The following is a 20,599-nucleotide window of genomic DNA, read 5'->3' on the forward strand; positions in this document are numbered from 1 at the left end:
GCTACCGAGGATCGCGCTATTCTTGGTACGCCAATCATTGGTGCACCAACCATCAGCGGACGAGCACCAGCCACCGGCCCCCGGGCCGGCGACGCGACACCAGCGGAGGACACCGTGGCGCGCAAGAACGACAAGCGCACGCTCGGCATGCGCATCACCGAGGGCTTCCTGCCGATCTTCGGCCCGGCACAGCTGGGGCGACAGGAGGCCGACGGCCGCGGCGTGTCCGACGCCGAGCGCGAGCGCGACCAGGAGCTGCGCACCCGCTTCGAGCGGGTCACCGGCCCCGACGGCCGCAGCTACGTCGTCGAGCACACCGACTGACGCGACGCCCGCCCGCGGGCGTCACTCCCCGGGGTAGACGACCCCGACCTGGCGACGCACCTCGTCGAGCGTGCGCATGACCTCGAGCGTCGAGTCCCACGACATGCGCGGGCTCTGCGTCTCGCCCGCGGCGACGCGGCGCGCGACCTCGGCGGCCTGGTACTGCTTGCCCTCGCCGGAGAAGCCGTCGTAGTACCAGGACGCGCCGTCGTGCCGGACGACCCGGAACGACGTCGGCGCGTAGAACGTGCCCTCGACCTCGATGCGGCCCGCCGTGCCCGAGATCACCGCCGTGTTCGCGGTGCGCGACCACAGCGTGGTCGAGAGCGTCGCCTGCGTGTCGCCGTAGCCGAGCACGATGCTCACCTGCCCGTCCACGCCCGTCTCCGTGAGTGCACCGACGGCCGTCACGGTCGACGGCGCGCCCAGCAGGTCGTGCGCGAACGACACCGGGTAGACGCCCAGGTCGAGCAGCGCGCCGCCCGCCAGCTCCGGCGCGTAGAGCCGGTGCTCGGGGTCGAACGGGAACCACTGGCCGTGGTCCGCGCTGAGGTTCACGACGTCGCCGATCTCGCCGCGCGCGATCACGCCGCGCAGCGCGGCGACGTGCGGCAGGAACCGCGTCCACATGGCTTCCATGACGAACACGCCCGCCTCGCGCGCGGCGTCGAGCACCTCGACCGCCTCGGCCTCGTTGCGCGTGAACGCCTTCTCGACGAGGACGTGCTTGCCCGCGCGGATCGCGAGCAGGGCGTGCTCGTGGTGGTGCGAGTGCGGCGTCGCGACGTACACGACGTCCACCTGCGGGTCCTCGACGAGCTCGTCGTAGCCGTGGTGCGTCGTGGGGACGCCGTGCGCGGTCGCGAAGCGCTCGGCGCGCACGCGGTCGCGCGAGCCGACCGAGGCGACGCGACCCTGCGTGTACAGGCGCACCGCCTCCGCGAACGACGACGCGATGCCGCCCGCGCCGAGGATGCCCCAGCGGATCGGGGGCGCGCTGCGCGGGTCGGGGACCGTGCCCGTCACCTCGGCGGACAGGTCGGGGAACGGGTGGACGCCGGTGGCGGCCGGGGTCTCGTCGGGGTGCGCGGCGGGCGGCGGGGCGACGGTGCTCATGCGGCCCACGCTATCGCCCTGCGCGGGCCTCGCCGCCGCTCGTCCACAGGCCGCGCGTCGGGCGCGCGAGCCACCCTCCCCCGCACGGGTGGTGCGCGCCGCCGCGCGGCACGTCACGATGGGGGCATGACGACCCCCGCGCCCCGGACCGGCACGCCGACCGACGCCGGACCCGAGCCCGAGGCACGGGCGAGCGCGCGCGACCTCGTCAAGGTCTACGGATCCGGCCCGACGGCCGTCCGCGCGCTCGACGGCGTCGACGTCGACTTCGCGCGCGGCCGGCTCACGGCGATCATGGGGCCGTCCGGGTCCGGCAAGTCGACGCTCATGCACTGCCTCGCCGGGCTGGACTCCCCGACCTCCGGCAGCGTGGTGATCGACGGGCAGGAGATCAGCCGGATGTCGCAGCGGCGGCTCACGGCTCTGCGCCGCACGCGCGTCGGGTTCGTCTTCCAGGCGTACAACCTCGTCCCGACGCTCACGGCCGCGGAGAACATCACGCTCCCGCTCGACATCGCGCGCACCCGCGTGGACCGCGACTGGTTCGACGAGGTGACGACCGCCGTCGGGCTCACCGACCGCCTGCACCACCGCCCCTCCGAGCTGTCCGGTGGGCAGCAGCAGCGCGTGGCGTGCGCGCGGGCGCTCGTGTCGCGGCCCTCGATCGTGTTCGCCGACGAGCCGACCGGCAACCTCGACTCGCGCTCCGCGGGCGAGGTCCTCACGTTCCTGCGCCGCTCCGTCGACGAGCTCGACCAGACGGTCGTCATGGTCACGCACGACCCGCGCGCGGCGTCGTACGCGCACCGCGTCGTCTTCCTCGCGGACGGGCGCCTCGCGGGCGAGCTGCACGACCCCACGCAGCAGGACATCCTCGACGCGCTCGCGCTCGCCGCGGACGACGGCGCATGATCCGCGTCGCGCTGCGGGGCGTGCGCGCGCACGTCGTGCGGTTCGTCCTGTCGGTGCTCGCCGTGACGCTCGGCGTCGCGTTCGTCGTCGGCACGTTCGCGTTCCGCGGCATGCTCTCCTCCACGTTCGACGACATCATCGCGACGACGCTCACGGCCGACGTCTACGTGCGCGGCGCGCAGGAGGTCGAGAGCGACGCGTCCGGGCCCGGTGGCGGCGGCGCCGCCGGCGGGGGCGGGTTCGCGGGCGACCGCACGCTCGTCCCGGCCGACCTCGCGACGGAGGTCGAGGGGGTCGACGGCGTCGAGCGGGCCGTGGCGGACGTGTCCGGCCCCGTCGTGCTCGTCGCGGCCGACGGCACCGCCGTCGTGACCACGGGCCCGCCGAGCACGGCGTTCTCCGTCGACCCGGAGGACCCGAGCCTCACGTTGCTCGACGGCGCGTGGCCCGGCCCGGGCGAGATCGTCCTGGAGCAGAGCGCGGCCGAGACCGCTGACCTCGCCACGGGCGACGAGACCACGGTCGTGCTCGGCGGGGAGCCGCGCCCCGTGACCGTGTCCGGCGTGTTCGGCATCGAGGCCGCCGCCGCGGGTGCGGTCCTCGTCGGGATCGACGGCGACACGGCGCGCGAGGTCTACGCGCCCGACGGGCTGGTGCCCCAGATCGCGGTCTGGGCGGACGCGAGCGGACCGGTGGACGAGGACGCCCTCGCGGACCGCGTCGCGTCGGTCCTCCCGTCCGGCGCGGAGGCCGTCACGGGCGAGCAGGCGCGCGCCGAGGCGAGCGAGGCGGTCGAGGAGGTGCTCGGGTTCGTCGAGACCTTCCTGCTCGTGTTCGCCGCCATCGCGCTGTTCGTCGGCGCGTTCATCATCGCCAACACGTTCGCGATGTCGGTGCGCGAGCGCCTGCGCGAGCTCGCGCTCCTGCGCGCGCTCGGCGCGTCGCCGGGCCAGGTGTTCGCGTCGGTCCTCGTCCAGGCGCTCGTCGTCGGGCTCGTGGGTGGTGGGCTCGGCGTGCTCGCCGGGGCCGGGCTGGTGCGGGTCATCCGGTGGGGGCTCGCGCTCGCCGGCTTCGAGTTCTCCGGCCGGGTCCCGCTCGGGACCTCGCAGGTCGTGGCCGCCGTCGCGCTCGGGGCGGTCGTCAGCGTCCTCGCGGCCGTGCTGCCCGCGCGGCGGGCCGCCGCGATCCCGCCCGTGCAGGCGATGCGCGACGACGTCGCGCCCGACCGCGGCACCGGGCTGCGGGCGGTGGGCGGGGTGGTCGTCGTCGCGGCGGGCGCCGGTGTGCTGTGGCTCGCCGCGTACCTGGGGTCCTCCGTCGTGGACGCGCCGACCGGCTGGGCCTGGGTCGACGACCTGAGCCCCCGCCTGCTCCTCGGCGTCGGGGCCGGGCTCGTGCTCGTGGGCGTGCTCGTCGGGTCGCCGGCCGTCGCGCGCGGCGTGCTCGCGGTGCTCGCGTGGCCTCTCGTCGTCGCGCTGCGCCCGCTCGGCCGCCTCGCGCGCGGCAACGTCACGCGCAACCCCCGCCGCACCGCGAGCACCGCGGGAGCCCTGCTCATCGGCATGGCGCTCGTCTCGGTCACGGGCGTCATCGCCGCCTCGACCCAGGCGTCGGTGCGGAGCATCGTCGAGAACGAGGTGCGGGCCGACCTGGTGGTCGACTCCGCGACGCTCGTCGTGCCCGAGGGCGCGGTCGAGGCCGTCACCGCGACGCCGGGCGCCGCGGTCGTGGACACGGTGCGGCTCGGGTCGGCGTCGGTCGCCACGGTCGGCGGCACGGACGACGGACCGCGCGGGACCGACGTCGCGGGCGTGCCCGCCGGGTTCTTCGACACCGCGCTCGAACCCGTGACGCTCGCCGGGGACCCGACGGCCACGCTCGAGGACGGGGACGTCGTCGTGCACCGGCGCACCGCGCGCGAGCGCGGCTGGGAGGTGGGCGACACGCTGCGGCTCGGCGAGGGCGACTCCGCCGTCGAGGCGCGCGTGGGCGCGGTGATCGACAGCCAGCTCGTGGGGACCGGCGTCCTGGTGCGCGACGACGTGTTCGACGCCGTCGTTCCGGCCGCCCAGGCGAGCGTGCGGATCGTCTACGTGTCGGCGGCCGACGGCGCGAGCCCGGCCGACGTCGAGGAGCTGCGCACCGCCCTGACGTCGGCGGTCGAGCCGTTCCTCGTCGTCACGGTGCTCGACCGGGAGCAGACCGCGTCCGCGTTCGCCGACCAGGTGAACCAGGTGCTCGTCATCCTCTACGCCCTGCTCGCGCTGTCGATCGTCATCGCGCTGCTCGGCATCGTCAACACGCTCGCGCTGTCGATCATCGAGCGCACGCGCGAGATCGGGCTGCTGCGCGCCGTCGGTCTGGGACGCCTCCAGCTCGCTGGGGTCATCGCGATCGAGTCGGTGCTCACCGCCGTCTACGGGACGGTGCTCGGCGTCGCGACGGGCATCGGCATCGGCGCCGCCCTCCCGGGCGTGCTCGCCGACGAGGGGCTGAGCACGCTCGCCGTGCCGTGGGGCCAGGTGCTCGCGATCCTCGGCGTCGCGGTCGTCATCGGGCTCGTCGCGAGCGTCTGGCCCGCGATCCGCGCCGCCCGCCTCCCGGTCCTCGACGCGGTGACCGTCGACTGACACCCCGTCTCCCGCTGAGTGCGTGAATTCGTCGCGTCCCGGAGGCCCCGGCGCGACTGTTTCACGCACTCACGGGACCGGGAGGGGGGCCGGGGCCGGGGTGCGGTAGCGGCGCAGCGGGGCGTTGCGCCACGCGACGAGCCCGACGACGGCGCTCGCCACCAGCCCGCCCGCCACCAGCGCGACGGGCGCCGACGTCAGCGACGCGAGCACTCCCCCGCGGAAGTTCCCGACCTCCGGGCCGGCGACGCCCACCACGTGCTCGACCGAGGACACGCGGCCGCGGAACTCGTCGGGCGTCTCGAGCTGCACCAGCGCGCCGCGCGTCACGACCGAGACGGTGTCCGCCGCACCGGCGACCGCCAGGCACGCGAGGGCGAGCCACAGCGGCCCCGCGAGCCCGAACCCGGCGAGCGCGACGCCCCACGTCGCCGCCGCGGCGAGCTGCAGCGCGCCCGAGCGCGTCGCCCGCGTCACGGCCCCGGAGAGCAGGCCCGCGCCGATCCCTCCCACCGCGACCGCCGAGAGGAACAGGCCGAGGGTGCGGGGGTCGCCGTCGAACCGGATCTCGTTGACGAGCGGGAACAGCGAGATCGGCATGGCGAGCACGGTCGCCGCGACGTCCGTCGCGAACGCGCCGCGCAGCGTCGGCTTGCGCCACACGATCCACCACCCGCCCGCGGCCGCCCGACGGCGCGGCGCGGGCCCGGGCGGTGCGGCGGCCGGGCCCGTCGTGGCCGAGGGACCGACGGGGATCGGGGGCAGGGGCGGGAGGCGCACGAGCCCGAGCAGCGCGACGACGGCGGCCACCGCCTGGAGGCCGTAGGCCGCGGGCAGGTCCCAGCGCGCCAGGACCAGGCCGGCGAGCGCGGGCCCGACCAGCATGGCCACCTGGAACGCGAGGTTCTGCAGCGCGAGACCCGCGGCGACCTGGTCGGGCGGCAGCAGCCGGGGCGGCACCGTCCGGCGCGCCGGCGAGCCGAGCGCGTTGCACGCCGCGCCGGCGGCGACGAGCCCGAGCAGGAGCCACACCGACCGGTTCCCCGCGAGCGCCTGCGCGGCCAGACCAGCAGCGGAGAGCACCTGCCCGACCGCGGCGAGGCGCATGAGGGTGCGCCGGTCGTGGACGTCGGCGAGGTGCCCGCCCACCAGGCCGAGCGTCAGGAGCGGGACCGCCGTGGCCAGGCCGATCGTGCCCGTCCACAGCGGGCTGCGGGTGAGCTCCCAGACCTGGAGCAGCACCGCGACGTTCGCGATCTGGAACCCGAGGCCGCCCACGGCGGACCCGGCCCACAGGTCCCGATACGCGCGGCTCGCGCGCAACGGCCGCAGGTCGAGGACGTGGTCGCGCACCTCAGCGCTCCCGCGGCGTCGGGTGGCCGGCCGCGTCGAGGCGCTCGACGAGCCGCTCGCGCAGCGAGCGACGGGCGAGCACGCGCTCCAGCTCGACGACGACCGCGCTCAGGGCGTGCGGCAGCTCGTCGTCGATCTCGGCGACGGACTCCTCGGTCGCCCGCCACTCCGCCTCGAGGAGCGGGACGAGCTCGCGCGACCGCGCCGTGAGCGCGACGCGGCGCGTGCGGGCGTCCGCGCCCGGCGCGGTCTCGACGAGGCCCTCGCGCCGCATCGCGGTGACCGTCTGGCTCATCGCCGAGTGCGTGCGGCCGAGCGAGGCGGCGAGCTCTCGGATGGTCAGGGGGCCGGTGTGCGCGAGCCGGATGAGCGGGTAGACGAACCGCGGGCGCACCCCCACGATCCCGCGGTCGGCGTAGACGGTCTCGATCTCGTCGTCGAGGCGTCGGAGCACGGCGTGCAGGGAGTCCCACCGGCCGGGGACCGTGGTCGGGTCCAAAGAAGTCATAGCACTGTTATAACAGCACTCATGCGATCGTCGGTTGGCTGCCCGAGAACGACTAGGTTGCCTCCCTAACTAGATAGCCGTACTGTCTAGCCCATGACGTTCGACGAGCGGCTCGACCGCGAGCTCCTGCGCGGCGTGCTGCCGCTGTGCGTGCTCGCGGTCGTCGCGACCCACGGCCCCACCTACGGCTACGCGATCACGCGGTCGCTCGCCGACGCGGGCCTCGGCACCGTGAAGGGCGGCACGCTCTACCCGCTCCTGCAGCGGCTGGAGGACGACGGCCTCGTCACGACCTCCTGGCACCAGGGCGAGCGCGGGCCGAGCCGTCGGTACTACGCCGTCACGGACCAGGGTCGCGTCGCACTCACCGCCGCGACCTCCCGCTGGGACGCCGTGACGACGGCGGCGACCACCCTCGTCGCCGGCGCGTCCGGCGCGCCCTCGCCGGACGGCGCGATCCCGGCCGACGCACCCCCTCCCGATCCCACCCCGACAAGGACCCCCCGATGAGCGACACGACCCGCTACACGATCGAGCGCCGCCACGCGCCGCACGTCGACCCGCGCTGGGCCGAGGCGCTCCTGCTGGAGCTGCGGCTCCAGGGCGTCGCCGGAGCGCGCATCGGCGCGGTGCTCGCCGAGGTGGACGCGCACGTCGTCGACTCCGGCGAGACCGCGCAGGAGGCGTTCGGCGACCCTGTGGCGTACGCGCGCTCGCTCGACCTGCCCGAGGACCCCGCGCAGTCGAGCTCCTCGATCGGGCGGACGGTCGCCGCCTCCGCCGTGCAGACGGTCGGGATGCTCGGCGTGCTGTGGTCGCTGCGACCCGCCCTCGACGGCGGCGCCCTCGTCGTCCCGGCCGGGATGCTGCTCGTCCTCGTCGCCGCGCTCGCAGGCTTCGTCGGGCTGTGGCGCGCCGGCGACCGGCTGCTGCGTGCCGCGCTCGCCCACCCCGTGCTGACCGTCCTCGGGAACATGGTCGTGACGGCTGCCCTCGTGGCCGTCGCGGTCACGCTGCGCTCCCCGGTCGCGAGCCTCCCCGCGGTCCCGGTCCTGGTCGCGGCCGCCGTCGCGCTCGTCGTGGGGACCGTCTGGGGCCTGCGCGAGCAGGGCTCGGGCGACCCCGTCGTCGACCCTCTCGACGACGCACCGCAAGCCCGCACCGACCGCACCGGGCGCTGGGGCGTGCTGCTCCTGCCCGCGGTGACGCTGGTGCTCGGGACGGTCACGGTGCTCGTCCGCTGAGCCCGGAGGGGACCTAGGTCACGCGACCCGGCGTCCCGGTGGTGGTCGCCGGGGACGCGTGACACGGTGGGGATGGCCGGCGGGCACCGGCCTCGCACGGCTGCGGCGCGCCCGACGGCGACCCACCGACCCCACAGGAGGCCACGATGTCCGAGGTTCCCGTCCGCACGCTCATCAGCCCGCTGCGCTACGTCCAGGCCCGCGGTGCGCTCACGCGGCTCGGCGAGTTCGTCCGACCGATCGGCACGAAGCCGCTGCTCGTCGCCGACGACGTCGTGTGGGGCATCGTCCAGGACACCGTCGCGGTGTCCTTCCAGGAGCAGGACCTCCCCCGCCACCGCACCGGGTTCGGCACCTACGCCACCGCCGCGGAGGTCGACCGGCTCGCGCGCGAGATCGACGAGCTCGGCGCCGACGTGGTCGTCGGCATCGGCGGCGGCTCGACCATCGACGCGGTGAAGGCTGCGGGCCACCTGCGCGGCATCCGCTGGGTGTCCGTGCCGACCGTCGCGTCCACCGACGCCCCGTGCTCCGCCCTGTCCGTGATCTACACCGAGGACGGCGCGTTCGAGGAGTACCGGTTCTTCCCGCACAACCCGGACCTCGTGCTCGTCGACACGGGCCTCGTCGCGAACGCGCCCGTCAAGTTCCTCGTCGCCGGCGTCGGCGACGCGCTCGCGACGTGGATCGAGGCGCGCGCCGTCGCCGAGGCGAACGCGTCGACCATGGCCGGCGGCCTCCCCCTCGTCACGGGCACGGCGCTCGCGCAGCTCTCGTGGGACATCCTCTGGGAGAACGCGCTGCCCGCGATCGACGCGGTGAAGGACCACCTCGTGACGCCCGCGGTCGAGAAGGTCGTCGAGGCGAACACGCTGCTGTCCGGGCTGGGCTTCGAGTCCGGCGGCCTCGCCGCGGCGCACGCGATCCACAACGGCCTCACCGCCGCGCCCCAGACGCACGGCCTCACGCACGGCCAGAAGGTGAACATCGGCTCCGTGACGCAGCTCGTCCTGGAGGGCGCGCCGACCGAGGAGATCGAGGAGTTCGTGCGCTTCACCACGCGCGTCGGCCTGCCGAACACGCTCACCGAGATCGGCCTGACCGCCGACGACGTGCACGACCTCACGCGCGTCGCGGAGGCCGCCACCGCGGAGGGCGAGACGATCCACGCCATGCCGTTCCCCGTGCGCGTGCCGGAGCTCGTCGACGCCCTGCGCTCCATCGAGGGCTTCTCCCGCCGCGTCCGCGCCGAGGCGGGCCTCCCCGAGCCGGTCAAGCACACCGCGCACTGACCGTTCCCACCGCCCCGGGCCCCGCCGTCGCCGGAGGGGCCCGGCCCGGGATGGGCCGACCAGGCGGTCCCACCCCCTCGAGCAGGTCGACCTGGCGCGTCCGGCAGCCCGGACGCGCCACGATCACCTGGTCGGCCGACGGCTGACGGGGCTGACCGCGGCTACTTCTTGGCGGCCGTCTTCTTGGCAGGGGCCTTCTTCGCGGCCGGCTTGCGGGCCGTGGTGCGCTTCTTCGCCGGGCCCTGCGCGCGCTTCTCCGCGAGGAGCTCGATCGCCTGCTCGGGCGTGATCGACTCGGGCGTGACGTCGCGGGGCAGGGTGCGGTTCGTCTCGCCGTCGGTGACGTACGCGCCGAACCGGCCGTCCTTGACGACGATCGGCTTGCCGCTGTTCGGGTCGTCACCGAGCTCGCGCAACGGCGGCGTCGCGGCACGCTGGCCGCGCCCGCGCTTGGGCTGCTTGTACAGCTCGAGCGCCTCGTCGAGGGTGACGGTGAACATCGACTCCTCGTCGGGCAGCGACCGCGAGTCGGTGCCCTTCTTGAGGTACGGGCCGTAGCGGCCGTTCTGCGCGGTGATCTCCTCGCCGGACTCCGGGTCCGTCCCCACGACGCGCGGCAGCGACAGCAGGCGCAGCGCGTCGTCGATCGTGATCGTGTCGAGCGACTGCGTCTTGAGCAGCGACGCCGTGCGCGGCTTGGGCTGCGCGGCCTTCGCCTTCTTCTGCGCGGCGGCCGAGAGGCTCGTGTCGATCGGCGGGAGGTCGAGCACCTCGGTCACGTACGGGCCGTAGCGGCCGGCCTTCGCGATGATCTCGTTGCCGGACACCGGGTCGGTGCCGAGCACCTTGCCGTCGTCGGCGCCCGCGGCGAGCAGCTCGCGCGCCTTGGCGACGGTCAGCTCGTCGGGGGCGACGTCGTCGGGCACGGACGCGCGCGGCGGGTTCTCGCCCTCCTTGACGGGGACGGAGAGGTCCTCCACGTAGGGCCCGTAGCGCCCGACGCGGAGCTGGATGCCCTCGCCGATCGGCACCGAGTTGATGCCGCGCGCGTCGATGTCGCCGAGGTTCGCGACGAGGTCGCGCAGGCCCTCGGCGTCCTCGCCCTTCGCGGCGTCGCCGAAGTAGAACTCGGTGAGCCACGCGACGCGGTCGCGGCGACCGGCGGCGATCTCGTCGAGATCGGCCTCCATGCGCGCGGTGAAGTCGTAGTCGACGAGCCGGTCGAAGTGCTCCTCGAGCAGCCGCACGACGGCGAACGCGAGCCAGCTCGGCACGAGCGCCTGCCCGCGCGAGAGCACGTACCCGCGGTCCTGGATCGTCGAGATCGTCGAGGCGTACGTCGACGGCCGCCCGATCCCGAGCTCCTCGAGCGCCTTGACGAGGCTGGCCTCGGTGTACCGGGGCGGCGCGGACGTGGAGTGCCCGTCGGCGGTGAGGTCGTCGGCGCGCAGGGCGTCGCCCTCGCTCATCTGCGGCAGGCGCGCCTCGTCACCGCCCTTGGCCCCGACGACGGGCGCGTCCTCGGCGTAGCGGTCGACGTCCGAGCTCTCCTCGTACGCGGCGAGGAAGCCGCGGAACGTGATGACGGTGCCCGACGCGGCGAACACCGCGTCGCGGCCCGCGACGTCGCCCGCGGCGGCCGAGAGGGTCGCGCCGAGGCGGACGGACGCCGTCGACCCCTTCGCGTCCGCCATCTGCGACGCGACGGTGCGCTTCCACACGAGCTCGTAGAGCTTGAACTGGTCGTCGCTCAGCTCGCGCTTGACCTGCGCGGGCGTGCGGAACGAGTCGCCCGCGGGGCGGATCGCCTCGTGCGCCTCCTGCGCGCCCTGGTTCTTCGCGGCGTAGACGCGCGGCTTCTCCGGGACGAACTCGGGGCCGTACAGCTCGGCCGCCTGGCGGCGGGCCGCCGTCGTGGCCTCGGCCGACAGCGACGGCGAGTCCGTACGCATGTAGGTGATGTAGCCGTTCTCGTACAGCGACTGCGCGGTGCGCATGGCCTGGCGCGACGACATGCGCAGCTTGCGGCTCGCCTCCTGCTGGAGGGTCGACGTCGTGAACGGCGCCGCGGGACGGCGCGTGTACGGCTTGGTCTCGAGCGAGCGCACCGCGAACGCCGCGTCCGCGAGGCCGGTCACGACGGCGCGCGCCGTCGTCTCGTCGAGGTGCGCGACGCCGTCGCGCGCCGCCGCAGGCTTGAGCTGCCCGCGGTCGTCGAAGTCGCGGCCCGAGGCGACGCGCGCGTCGCCGAGCTGCACGAGCCGGGCGCCGAAGGCCTTGCCCGCGTCCGGTGCCGACGCGTCCGCGTGCTCGAAGGTGCCCGTGACGTCCCAGTACTCGGCGGGGACGAACGCCATGCGCTCGCGCTCGCGCTCGACGACGAGGCGCGTCGCGACCGACTGCACGCGGCCGGCCGAGAGCCCCTGGGCGATCTTGCGCCACAGCACGGGCGAGACCTCGTAGCCGTAGAGGCGGTCGAGGATGCGGCGGGTCTCCTGCGCGTCGACGAGGTGCTCGTCGAGGTCGCGCGTGTTCTGCAGCGCCCGCTGGATGGCCTCGCGCGTGATCTCGTGGAAGACCATGCGCTTGACCGGGACCTTGGGCTTGAGCGCCTCGAGGAGGTGCCACGCGATGGCCTCGCCCTCGCGGTCCTCATCGGTCGCGAGGTAGAGCTCGTCGGCGTCCTTGAGCGCGCGCTTGAGCTCGGCGACCTTCTTCTTCTTGTCCGCGTAGACCTCGTAGTACGGGTCGAAGCCGTGGTCGACGTCGACCGCGAACTTCCCGTACGGGCCCTTCTTCATGTCCGCGGGCAGCTCGGACGGCTGCGGCAGGTCGCGGATGTGCCCGACGCTCGCCTCGACCTCGTAGTCGTCGCCGAGGTAGCCCTGGATCTTGCGAGCCTTGGCGGGCGACTCGACGATCACGAGCTTGCGTGGCATCCGATCCTGCTTTCGTCCGTGCGTACGTGTCCGTGGCGGGCGCTCCCTGCCCGACGGCGGCGGGCCCCGCCGGGGCCCCGGCGACCCGGACGACCGTCCGGTCGCCCGCCGTGGCAGCCTACGACGTTACTCCCGTCGCGCCAGCCGCACGCACCCTACCCCCGAACGGGACGACGGTCGGGGCGGGCTGTGGACTGACGGACGAGGAGCAGGACCGCGAACGCCGCGGCCGTCACCGCCAGCACGCCCGCGACGCCGCCCGCGTAGGCCGTCATCTCCTGCGCCGCCGTCGTGCCCCACGTCGCGGGCGTCGCGCGCAGCGCGAGCAGCGCCCCGACGCCCGCCGCGGCTGCGCCGAGCAGGAGGAGCACCGCCGTGACGGTGGAGCCGGGCGTGGGCCCGGCGCCCGGGTCGAGCGACGACCTCGGCGTGAAGACGCACACGAGCGCGGCCCACGCGAGGACGACGAGGACGGCGGCGACGACGTCGCTCGGGCGGTGCCACTGGCCGACCAGGGTCGAGACCCCGGTGGCCGCGGTGTACGCGCCCCCGAGGACGGCGACCAGCGCCCGGGCGCCGCGCGGCACGACGAGCAGCAGCGCGGCCGCGACCGACCCCGCGACGGTGGTGTGGCCGCTGGGCAGCGAGTTCTCCCAGTGCCAGCCGCCGATGAGCTCCTCGCGGCCGAGGAGGGAGTGCTTGACGAGCTGCGTCGTGACGTTCGCGCCGACGACGAGGAACGCGACCTGCACCGCGAGCCCCCAGCGGCGGCGCAGGAGCGCGATGCCCATCGCGGCGCCCAGGCCGCCGACCACGAACGCGACCGAGACCGTGTCGAGCACGGGTTCGGCGACCGCCCAGAGCTCTCCCTGGCCGGTCACGGCGCCGTCGAACGCGGCCCGCTCGAGCATCTGCCCGGCGAACGTGTCCACGAAGAACCGCCACACGAGCCACGCCCCCGCGACCGCGAGCAGCGCGACGACGGCCGCGACCACGCGCGAGCCGGTGCTCGGTCCGTCGGGACCCGGGACGGCGTGCGCGTGCGGCGCCCGGCGCGGCGCCGGGGCGGAGGGACCGCCCGCGGCGGCCTGCGGGACGGGCGGGTACGGGTTCCCGGCGGAAGGCGCTGCGGCGGGCGGCGGCGCGGCCGCCGGTCCGGGCGTGGGCGGCATCGGCTGCGTCGCCGGGAGCGGCCGCGTACCCGCCCCGCCGCTGGTCGGCAGCGGCCGGGTCGGGGCGTGGTCGGAAGGCATCCCACCACCGTAGAGGACGCGTGTGCGCATTCGGGGAAGACGGCGGGAAGAGCTGCGGGCGCTGCCCCGGACCGGTCCGGGGCAGCGCCCGCCCGTCCGGGCCGAGTGGCCCGGGCACGGCGTCACGGGCCGCCAGTAGGGTGACGGCATGACCGACGCCTCCTCCGCGCCGAGCGACTCGCCGTCCTCCCGGAGCCCGCGGCCCCGGCGCCCGCGCCCCGGGACCGCCGAGCGGAGGGAGGAGATCCTGCGCGCGGCGATGCGCGTCTTCGGGTCGCGGGGCTACCACCAGGGGTCGCTCGCCGAGGTCGCCGAGCAGGTGGGCATCACGCACGCCGGCGTGCTGCACCACTTCGGGTCCAAGGAGCGCCTGCTCACCGAGGTCCTCGCGTCCCGCGACCGCGACGGCGTCGCGCACCTGGAGGGGCAGCACATGCCGGGCGGGCTCGACCTGTTCCGGCACCTCGTCGCGACCGCCGCCGCGAACGCCGAGCGCCCCGGGATCGTGCAGACCTACACGGTTCTCGCCGGCGAGGCCGTCACGGACGACCATCCCGCCCGCGCGTGGGTCACCGCGCGCTTCGCCGGGCTGCGCGCCGACGTCGCCGGTGCGCTCCGCGAGGTCGTCGAGGAGCGGCGGGCCGCGGGCGACGAGACGGCCGCCGTGCCGGACGACCGTGCGCTCGACCTCGCCGCCTCGACGATCATCGCCGCGATGGACGGCCTCCAGACCCAGTGGCTCCTCGACCCCGCCGCCGTCGACCTCGCGGAGGCGACCGCGTTCGCGATCGAGGCCGTCCTCGCCGCGACCCTGGCGGGCGCCCGCCGCCCCCGCCCGCTCGCCTGACGCGCTACGTCGCCACGCTCTCTGGCACGGGATCGGGCACCGGCTCGGCCGCGGGCTCGGCACCGCCGTCCGACGGCGCGGCGTCGCCCTCCCGGCGGCCCTCGCGGTACGCGGCGATGGACAGCGTCCGCAGGCGCGACGACCGGCCGGTGGGGTTGTCGACGAACCCGACGGCCGAGATGTAGGGCTCGATGACGTGGATCTTCTGCAGCGGCGTGACGATGAGCAGCTGCAGCCCGAGGCGGCGGAACAGCTCGAGCGCGAAGCGCGTCGACTCGTCCGACCCCCGCCCGAACGCCTCGTCGATGACGACGAACCGGAACGCCGTCGACCGCACCGCGCCCCAGTCGAGCTTGAACTGGTAGGCGAGCGACGCCGCGAGCACGGTGTACGCGAGCTTCTCCTTCTGGCCGCCGGACTTGCCGCCGGAGTCGGAGTAGTGCTCGTGCTCGGAGTCGTCGGCGCGGGACCGCTCGGACGCGGAGAGCACGAACCAGTTGCGCACGTCGGTCACGCGGCGGCGCCACGCCTCGTCGAGGTCCGTCATGCCCTCGCGGCCGCGGAACCGCTCGACGAGCGCCTTGACCCGCAGGAACCGGTCCTCCGAGTACGACAGCGCGCCGTCGGCGAGCGACCCGTCGCCCTCGGCGAGCGCGCGGTCGTCCTCGGCGAGGATCCCGTCGCCGTCGGTGCACGCGCGCAGGTCCTGCTGGAACTCGCGCACCTCGAGGTTGGGCGTGCGCGACATCTCCAGACGGATGTACCGGCCCGGGTTGTAGTCGATCGCGCGGAGCGAGTCGTTGATCGTGTCGATCCGGTCGCGGATGACGTCGGCCTGCTTGGCGAGCTCGGCCGCGAAACCCGCGATGTCGCGGATCGCGTTCGTGTTGAGGTACGCCTTGAAGTCGGCCTCGAACCGCGGGAGGTCGTCGCGCACGAGCCGGTCGTGGATCTCGCGGTAGCCGTCGGCCGACCGCACGTCCGCGTCGAGCTCCGCCGTCTCGACCGGGTACGCCGACCGGAACGAGGCCATCTGCCCCGCGATCCGCGTCCCGAGGTCCGCGCGCTCGCGCTGCGCCTGCTCGGCCTCGGCGGTGAGCCGCGAGCGCACCGCGTTCTCGACCGCGTCGAGGTCGGCCGCGCGCGTCGGGCCGTCGGCGGCGCCGCCCGGGCCCGTCGCGCCGAACCCCGCGAGCTCCCGGTCGAACTCCGCGGCGAGGGCCGCCGTCGTCTCCTCGTCGAGCGTGTCGCCCGCGCCGTCGAGCACGGCGCGCGCCCGCTCCCGCGCCGTCCGCGCCTCGTCGAGCGCGTGCCGGTCGGCGCCGAGCGTCGCGACGACGCGGTCGCGCTCCGCCTCGAGCTCCGCCTGGCGGCGCGCGTTGTCGTCGAGGAGCGCCGCGAGGCGGCCGAGCTCGTCGCTCGCCTGCTCGAGCCGCCGCTTCTCCTCGGCGAGCTCGGCGATGCGCGCCGTCTCGGCCCCGCGGTCGAGCTCGTCCCAGTCGCGGTAGACGTCGAGCCGCCCGAGCGCGGCGGAACGGGCCTGGAGCGCCTCGCGCGTGGCGGCCGCCTCGTCCCGACGCCGTGCGAGCGCGTCGCGACGCGCCGTGACCTCGGCGGCCTGCTCGAGCAGCGCGTCGATCTTCGCCTGGGTCGACCAGCCCAGCACGTAGCCCCGGCGGTCGTCGACCGCGCGCGTGTCGTTCTTCTCGTGGTGGTCGGGCGAGTGCTTGACCTGGCCGGCCCGCGTGATCGCGCGCGGGAGCCGGCGGAACGCGTCGAGGTCCGGCGCGCACGCGTGGTCGGCGCGGCGCTCGAGCTCGGCCTCGACCCACGCCGTGAGGGTCGGCGCGTCGTCGAGACGCCGCACGTCGAGCAGGTCGGCGAGGAGCGGGACGCCGTCCTCGCGCGGCGCCGGCCGGGCGGCGGGGACGCGCTCGGGCACCCGGTGGTAGACGAGCCGCAGCCCGAGGTGCTCACGGTCGACCCACGCGGACACCGCGTCGTAGTGCACCGCCGGCACGAGGAGCGAGAGCGCGAAGCCGCGCAGCACGCGCTCGGCCGCACCCTCCCAGTCGGCGTGCTCGGGGCGGACGGCGAGCAGCTCGCCCACGAAGGGGACGTCGCCCGGCGCGAGCCCGACGCCGTCGCACAGCCGGTCCCGGACCTCCAGGTGAGTGCGCGGCAGGTTGGACCGGCGGTCGGCGAGGCTCGCGAGCTCGGCCTTGACGTCGGCGGTCTCCTGCTCGACGGCGCGCACCTGCGCCGCGACCTCGCTCACCTGCTCCTCGGCCCGGGCGAGGTCGTCGCGCACGCGCACGGCGGCGTCGTCGGCGGCGCGACGGAGCGCCGCGAACGCCTCGGCGTCGACGAGCGCGGCGGCCACCGCGCCCGCCGTGGCGCCCTGCCCCGGCCCCGCCGGGACGGGGTCCCCCGCCGCGGCGTCGGCGCCGTCCGGGGCGCCGAGCGTCAGGCCGGCCGCCGCCGCGTAGCCGGCGAGCTGGGCGACGCGGCGCTCGCGCGCGGCGCGCTCGACCTCGCGGCGCGCGACCTCGCCCTCGATCGCGGCGAGCCGGTCGCCGCCGTGGCCCGCGCGCTCGAGCTCGAGCCGCTGGCGCTCGGCGCCGAGCAGCCCCAGCTCGTCGACGACGCGGCGGCGGCGGGCCTCGCCGTCGGCCACGCGCTCGTCGAGGGCGGCGGTGAGACCGTCGAGGTCTGCCACGCGGCGCGACGCGGTGAACGCGCGCAGGGCGTCGCGGCGCGCGACGAGCGCCTCGGCCCGCTCCCCGAGCGCGTCGTGCGCGTCGCAGTCCGCGAGCAGGGGCGCGAGCCGCTCGATCTGCGCGGTCGCCCGCACGACGGCGTCGTGGGCGCTCGTCAGGTCGTCGAAGTGCGCGACGAGCCGGTCCGTCCAGCGGTCGGCGTCGAACGGCTCGAGCATGTGCTCGCGCACGAACTCGCCGAGGTCGCCGACCGACTTCATCGACACCGTCTGGTGGAACAGGTCCATCGCCTGCTCCGACGGGATGCCGAGCAGGCGGCGGAAGTCCCGCCCGTAGTCGGGGAAGTGGTCGCGCACCTGTGCGCCGGACTCGCGCAGGCGGCGGCGCAGCGCCGTGACGTCGCCGCCGAAGCCCGCGAAGTCCTCGGTGATCGTCAGCGGGCGGTCCGCCGTGACGAAGAAGCGGTCCGGCTGGCCCGCCTGGCCCGGGGCGAGCCAGAACACCTGCGCGAGCGTGACCTCCTGGTCGAACCCGCGGTTCGAGAACCGCCCCAGCACGACCGAGTACGTGCCGCGCTCGCGCAGGCCCACGTGGCGCGTCGTGCCCGTCGCCTCGTCGCGCTCGGACTTGTAGTGCCCCGCGACGTACGAGCGCAGCGACCGTTCGCGCGCCCCCGCCCCGGCGGCCTTGTTGTACGAGATCCGGTGCGACGGCACGAGCAGCGTCGTCACCGCGTCGACGATGGTCGACTTGCCCGAGCCGATGTCGCCGGTCAGCAGCGCGTTGCGGCCGTCGAGGTCGAACGCCCACACGCGCTGGTCGAACGTGCCCCAGTTGAGCACCTCGAGCCGTTCGAGCCGGAACCCGGCGCGCGCGTCGAGGTCGGCCGCCGGGTCGTGCAGCTCGACCGCGCTGAACAGGCCCTCCATCACGCCACCGTCCTCGTCGTCGTCGCCGTGCCCGTCGCCGGGCCAGTCCCCGCGCCCGCCGCCCCCGTGCGCGTCCCCGCCCCCGGGCCACCGCCCTCGGCGGCGAGCTCCAGGTACTGCGCGAGGCGCGCGTCGAAGTCCGCGAGCCACTGCGCGTCGACGAACGCCTTGAGGATGCGGCGCACCTCGTACCGCCGGGTCTCGGCGTCGGCCGGGTCACCGGGGTCCCCCGCCGCGGCGGCGTCGGGCCCGTCCGGGTCCGGGCGCCCCGCCGGGCGCAGGAAGCCGAGCTCCACGACGCGCCGCACGAGCGCGTCCACCCGGTCCACGAGCCGCGCCTCGTTCGCCGCGGCGCCCGCGTCCTGGGTGAGGAAGACCCGCAGCAGGTCGACGATCTCCGAGCGCGTGAGCACGAGGCGCGTCTCGCCGCCCTCCGAGTCCGCCTGCGCGAGCCGCTTGCGCAGCAGGGCGAGCAGCAGGCTGACGTCGAACGGCAGCTCGCGGCGCGGGATCAGCCGCGGCACGCGCTCGTCGCGCTCGTGCTCGGGCTGGGAGCGCAGGTAGGCGTAGCCGTCGCCCTCGTCGACGACGACCTGCAGCCCGAGCATCGCGACGGCGTCGCGCACCTGCGCCTCGCGGGCGAGCAGGTCGCGCCACAGCGCCTCGCCGGACTCGCGGTAGACGACGCCCTTGAGCAGCGACGTCACGACGACGGACAGCTCCGGGTCGCGCGCGGTGCGGGTCGTGCTCACGGGGTCTCCTCCGGGACGGCGTCGGGTCGTGCGTCGGGTCGTGCGTCGAGCACGGCGGGGTGCGGGGCGGGGGGCCCGCCGGGCGGGGAGCCGCTCGTCCGCCGCGCGTACGTGACGCGGGGCAGGCGCGCGACGCGCACCACCGGGTCCGGCGCGCCGTCCTCGGCGACGGGCCCCGCCGGGGCCTCGCCTTCCCAGCGCACCTCGTCGGTGCGCTCGTCGTCGTGCACGACGACGAACCGCGGGTCCTCGAGCGACAGGTACGTCACGAGCTCGGCCAGCCCGTGCTCGAGCGGCGCGTCGGCGAGCAGGTCCGCGAGCGCGACCTCCCCCGGGCCGCCGGGCCGCGAGAGCGTCGCGCGGACCGTGCGCGCGAGGCGCTCCGGGTCGACGTGCACCTGGTCGTACAGCGCGTCGACCTCGAAGTCGTCGTCGCCGACCTCGACGTGGTCGGAGTCCAGGCGGGCCGTGGGCCGCGGCGTGAAGAGCGGCCGCTCCGTCGGCAGCACGACCTCGGGGGCGACGGCGTCGACCGGCATCCCCGGCGGGGCGCCGGCGCGGCCTGCCGCGCGGGCGACGTCGCGCGCGGCGAGCGCCTTCGCCTCGACGCCGCGCAGGATGTCCATGACCCGCCGGTTCTCGAGCCAGACCTGGTCGTCGAGGAAGCGGCGGAGCTGCTCGGAGAGGGTCCGCACGGTCGCCTGGGTGCGCTCGCCGGCGTCGAGCCAGTCGTAGTGGACGCGGCGCAGGCGGCGGTGCTCCTGCTCCCGGGCCGCGGCCTGCGCGGCGGCGTCCACGGCCGGGCCGGGCGTCCCGGGGGCCGGCCGGACGACGTCGGGCGCGATCGCGTCGAGTGACTGCACGCGCTCGACGAGCGCGGCGAACTCCTCCTGGCGACGCCGGTCGAGGAGGAAGTCGTAGAACGCGTGGAACGACCGCCCCTGGTCCGACTCCGCGATGGCCGTGCGCGACCGCACGACCTCCTCGAGCAGCTCGCCCTTCGCGCCGTCCCAGCCCGTGATGCGCTCGCGCAGCTCCCGGTCGAGGGAGCGGAAGTTCGCCTCGACCTCGCGGAAGTCGGAGAGCAGGTCGGCCGCCGTCTGGGTGAGCTGCTGGTAGCGGTCGCGCTGCGCCGCCGCGTCGAGGACGGCGACGCGCCCCGCGCGGACCTGGGCGATCTCGTCGTCGATCGCGGCACGGCGCTCCTCGAGCTCGCGCAGGCGCTCCGCCGGGTCCGTCTGCGTGCCGACGGCGAGCTGGCGCAGCAGCTCGAAGACGGTGTTGAGCCGCGACTCGGTGCCGACGAACCCGCGCCCGCGCAGCGACGCGACCCAGCGCACGGCCTGCTCGACGGCGGGCGTCGCGTCGTAGTGCGGCTCCGCCGAGCCGGGCGGGTACCAGGCGCGCAGCCAGCCCTGGTCCGGGTGCGTCCAGTGGTCCACGTACGCCTGCGGGGCGCGCGGGTACCGCGGCTCCGTGCCGGAGGCGCGCGCGGCCCGGCCGTCGACGGCCCACAGGTGGTCGTCGAGGCGCGCGACGAGCTCGCTCTCCGGGATGGCGCGCACGTTGTCCTCGACGAACAGCGTGCCGAGGAACGAGAGCACGAGCGGCGCCGTGTCCGCGCGCAGGAGCCGCCACGCCGCGCTCGACCGTCGCAGGGAGTCGACGTCGTCGTGCTGCACGCAGGTCCTCTCGGGCGGGGCGGGTCGGTGCCCGGCGCGGCGGCCAGGGCGCGCCACGCGAGGGGGCGCCCCCAGATCTTAGGGCGGACCGCCCGCAC

Annotated in this window: 15 protein-coding genes; 7 read left to right on the forward strand and 8 right to left on the reverse strand. The window is 75.7% G+C overall.

Annotated elements, in window-relative coordinates; genetic code table 11:
* Window positions 1–114 precede the first annotated feature (114 nt).
* Window positions 115–324 carry a hypothetical protein gene (locus RDI86_RS04545; RefSeq protein ID WP_021482922.1) on the forward strand — a complete coding sequence of 70 codons (210 nt, stop codon included), beginning with the start codon at window positions 115–117 and terminating at the stop codon, window positions 322–324.
* A 21-nt stretch (window positions 325–345) separates the two neighbouring features.
* Here the strand turns inward: RDI86_RS04545 and RDI86_RS04550 are convergent, their stop codons facing one another.
* The gene (locus RDI86_RS04550; protein WP_083711397.1) at window positions 346–1,440 is read right to left on the reverse strand and encodes a Gfo/Idh/MocA family protein; all 1,095 of its coding nucleotides are present in this window, start codon (window positions 1,438–1,440) and stop codon (window positions 346–348) included.
* Window positions 1,441–1,566: 126 nt separating this feature from the next.
* On the opposite strand from RDI86_RS04550, the gene RDI86_RS04555 reads away from it, so the two are divergent.
* Both RDI86_RS04555 and RDI86_RS04560 read left to right on the forward strand, forming a co-directional pair.
* Window positions 1,567–2,352: an ABC transporter ATP-binding protein gene (locus RDI86_RS04555; RefSeq protein ID WP_061266601.1), complete on the forward strand. Its 786-nt coding sequence runs from the start codon at window positions 1,567–1,569 to the stop codon at window positions 2,350–2,352.
* Window positions 2,349–4,982 (forward strand): FtsX-like permease family protein, encoded by a 2,634-nt coding sequence (locus RDI86_RS04560; RefSeq protein ID WP_308820814.1) that lies wholly within the window; start codon window positions 2,349–2,351, stop codon window positions 4,980–4,982. The genes RDI86_RS04555 and RDI86_RS04560 overlap by 4 nt, the downstream gene beginning before the upstream one ends.
* A 69-nt stretch (window positions 4,983–5,051) precedes the next feature.
* Here the strand turns inward: RDI86_RS04560 and RDI86_RS04565 are convergent, their stop codons facing one another.
* A complete protein-coding gene (locus RDI86_RS04565) occupies window positions 5,052–6,335 on the reverse strand; it encodes an MFS transporter (RefSeq protein ID WP_308820815.1) in 1,284 nt (427 codons plus the stop codon).
* Between the two features lies 1 nt (window position 6,336).
* Window positions 6,337–6,843, reverse strand: coding sequence for a MarR family winged helix-turn-helix transcriptional regulator (locus RDI86_RS04570; RefSeq protein ID WP_308820816.1), 507 nt, complete (start codon window positions 6,841–6,843; stop codon window positions 6,337–6,339).
* Window positions 6,844–6,936: 93 nt separating this feature from the next.
* Here RDI86_RS04570 and RDI86_RS04575 point away from each other — a divergent pair, with 93 nt between their 5' ends.
* From RDI86_RS04575 to RDI86_RS04585, 3 genes are all read left to right on the forward strand, one after another.
* Window positions 6,937–7,353: a PadR family transcriptional regulator gene (locus RDI86_RS04575; protein ID WP_308820817.1), complete on the forward strand. Its 417-nt coding sequence runs from the start codon at window positions 6,937–6,939 to the stop codon at window positions 7,351–7,353.
* Window positions 7,350–8,087, forward strand: coding sequence for a hypothetical protein (locus RDI86_RS04580; RefSeq protein WP_076403426.1), 738 nt, complete (start codon window positions 7,350–7,352; stop codon window positions 8,085–8,087). Before RDI86_RS04575 ends, RDI86_RS04580 begins: the two co-directional genes overlap by 4 nt.
* A gap of 146 nt (window positions 8,088–8,233) precedes the next feature.
* Window positions 8,234–9,379, forward strand: a complete 1,146-nt coding sequence (locus RDI86_RS04585; RefSeq protein WP_168945350.1) for a glycerol dehydrogenase — start codon at window positions 8,234–8,236, stop codon at window positions 9,377–9,379.
* 161 nt (window positions 9,380–9,540) lie between these two features.
* On the opposite strand, the gene topA is transcribed toward RDI86_RS04585, so the two are convergent.
* Entirely contained in the window at window positions 9,541–12,318 is a 2,778-nt protein-coding gene (topA, locus tag RDI86_RS04590; protein WP_076403430.1) for a type I DNA topoisomerase, read from the reverse strand.
* 155 nt (window positions 12,319–12,473) lie between these two features.
* A complete protein-coding gene (locus RDI86_RS04595; RefSeq protein WP_308820819.1) occupies window positions 12,474–13,571 on the reverse strand; it encodes a phosphatase PAP2 family protein in 1,098 nt (365 codons plus the stop codon).
* Between the two features lie 148 nt (window positions 13,572–13,719).
* Here RDI86_RS04595 and RDI86_RS04600 point away from each other — a divergent pair, with 148 nt between their 5' ends.
* Window positions 13,720–14,418 (forward strand): helix-turn-helix domain-containing protein, encoded by a 699-nt coding sequence (locus RDI86_RS04600; RefSeq protein WP_308820820.1) that lies wholly within the window; start codon window positions 13,720–13,722, stop codon window positions 14,416–14,418.
* Between the two features lie 4 nt (window positions 14,419–14,422).
* Here the strand turns inward: RDI86_RS04600 and RDI86_RS04605 are convergent, their stop codons facing one another.
* From RDI86_RS04605 to RDI86_RS04615, 3 genes are read right to left on the reverse strand one after another with little or no spacing between them, the layout of a single operon-like run.
* The gene (locus RDI86_RS04605; protein WP_308820821.1) at window positions 14,423–18,067 is read right to left on the reverse strand and encodes an ATP-binding protein; all 3,645 of its coding nucleotides are present in this window, start codon (window positions 18,065–18,067) and stop codon (window positions 14,423–14,425) included.
* On the reverse strand, window positions 18,067–18,819 hold the full coding sequence (locus tag RDI86_RS04610) for a DUF4194 domain-containing protein (RefSeq protein WP_308820822.1): 753 nt from the start codon (window positions 18,817–18,819) through the stop codon (window positions 18,067–18,069). Before RDI86_RS04610 ends, RDI86_RS04605 begins: the two co-directional genes overlap by 1 nt.
* Window positions 18,816–20,501, reverse strand: a complete 1,686-nt coding sequence (locus RDI86_RS04615; RefSeq protein WP_308820823.1) for a DUF3375 domain-containing protein — start codon at window positions 20,499–20,501, stop codon at window positions 18,816–18,818. The genes RDI86_RS04610 and RDI86_RS04615 overlap by 4 nt, the downstream gene beginning before the upstream one ends.
* Window positions 20,502–20,599: the final 98 nt, after the last annotated feature.

This window comes from Cellulosimicrobium sp. XJ-DQ-B-000 (genome assembly GCF_031119065.1).
Lineage (GTDB): Bacteria > Actinomycetota > Actinomycetes > Actinomycetales > Cellulomonadaceae > Cellulosimicrobium > Cellulosimicrobium funkei.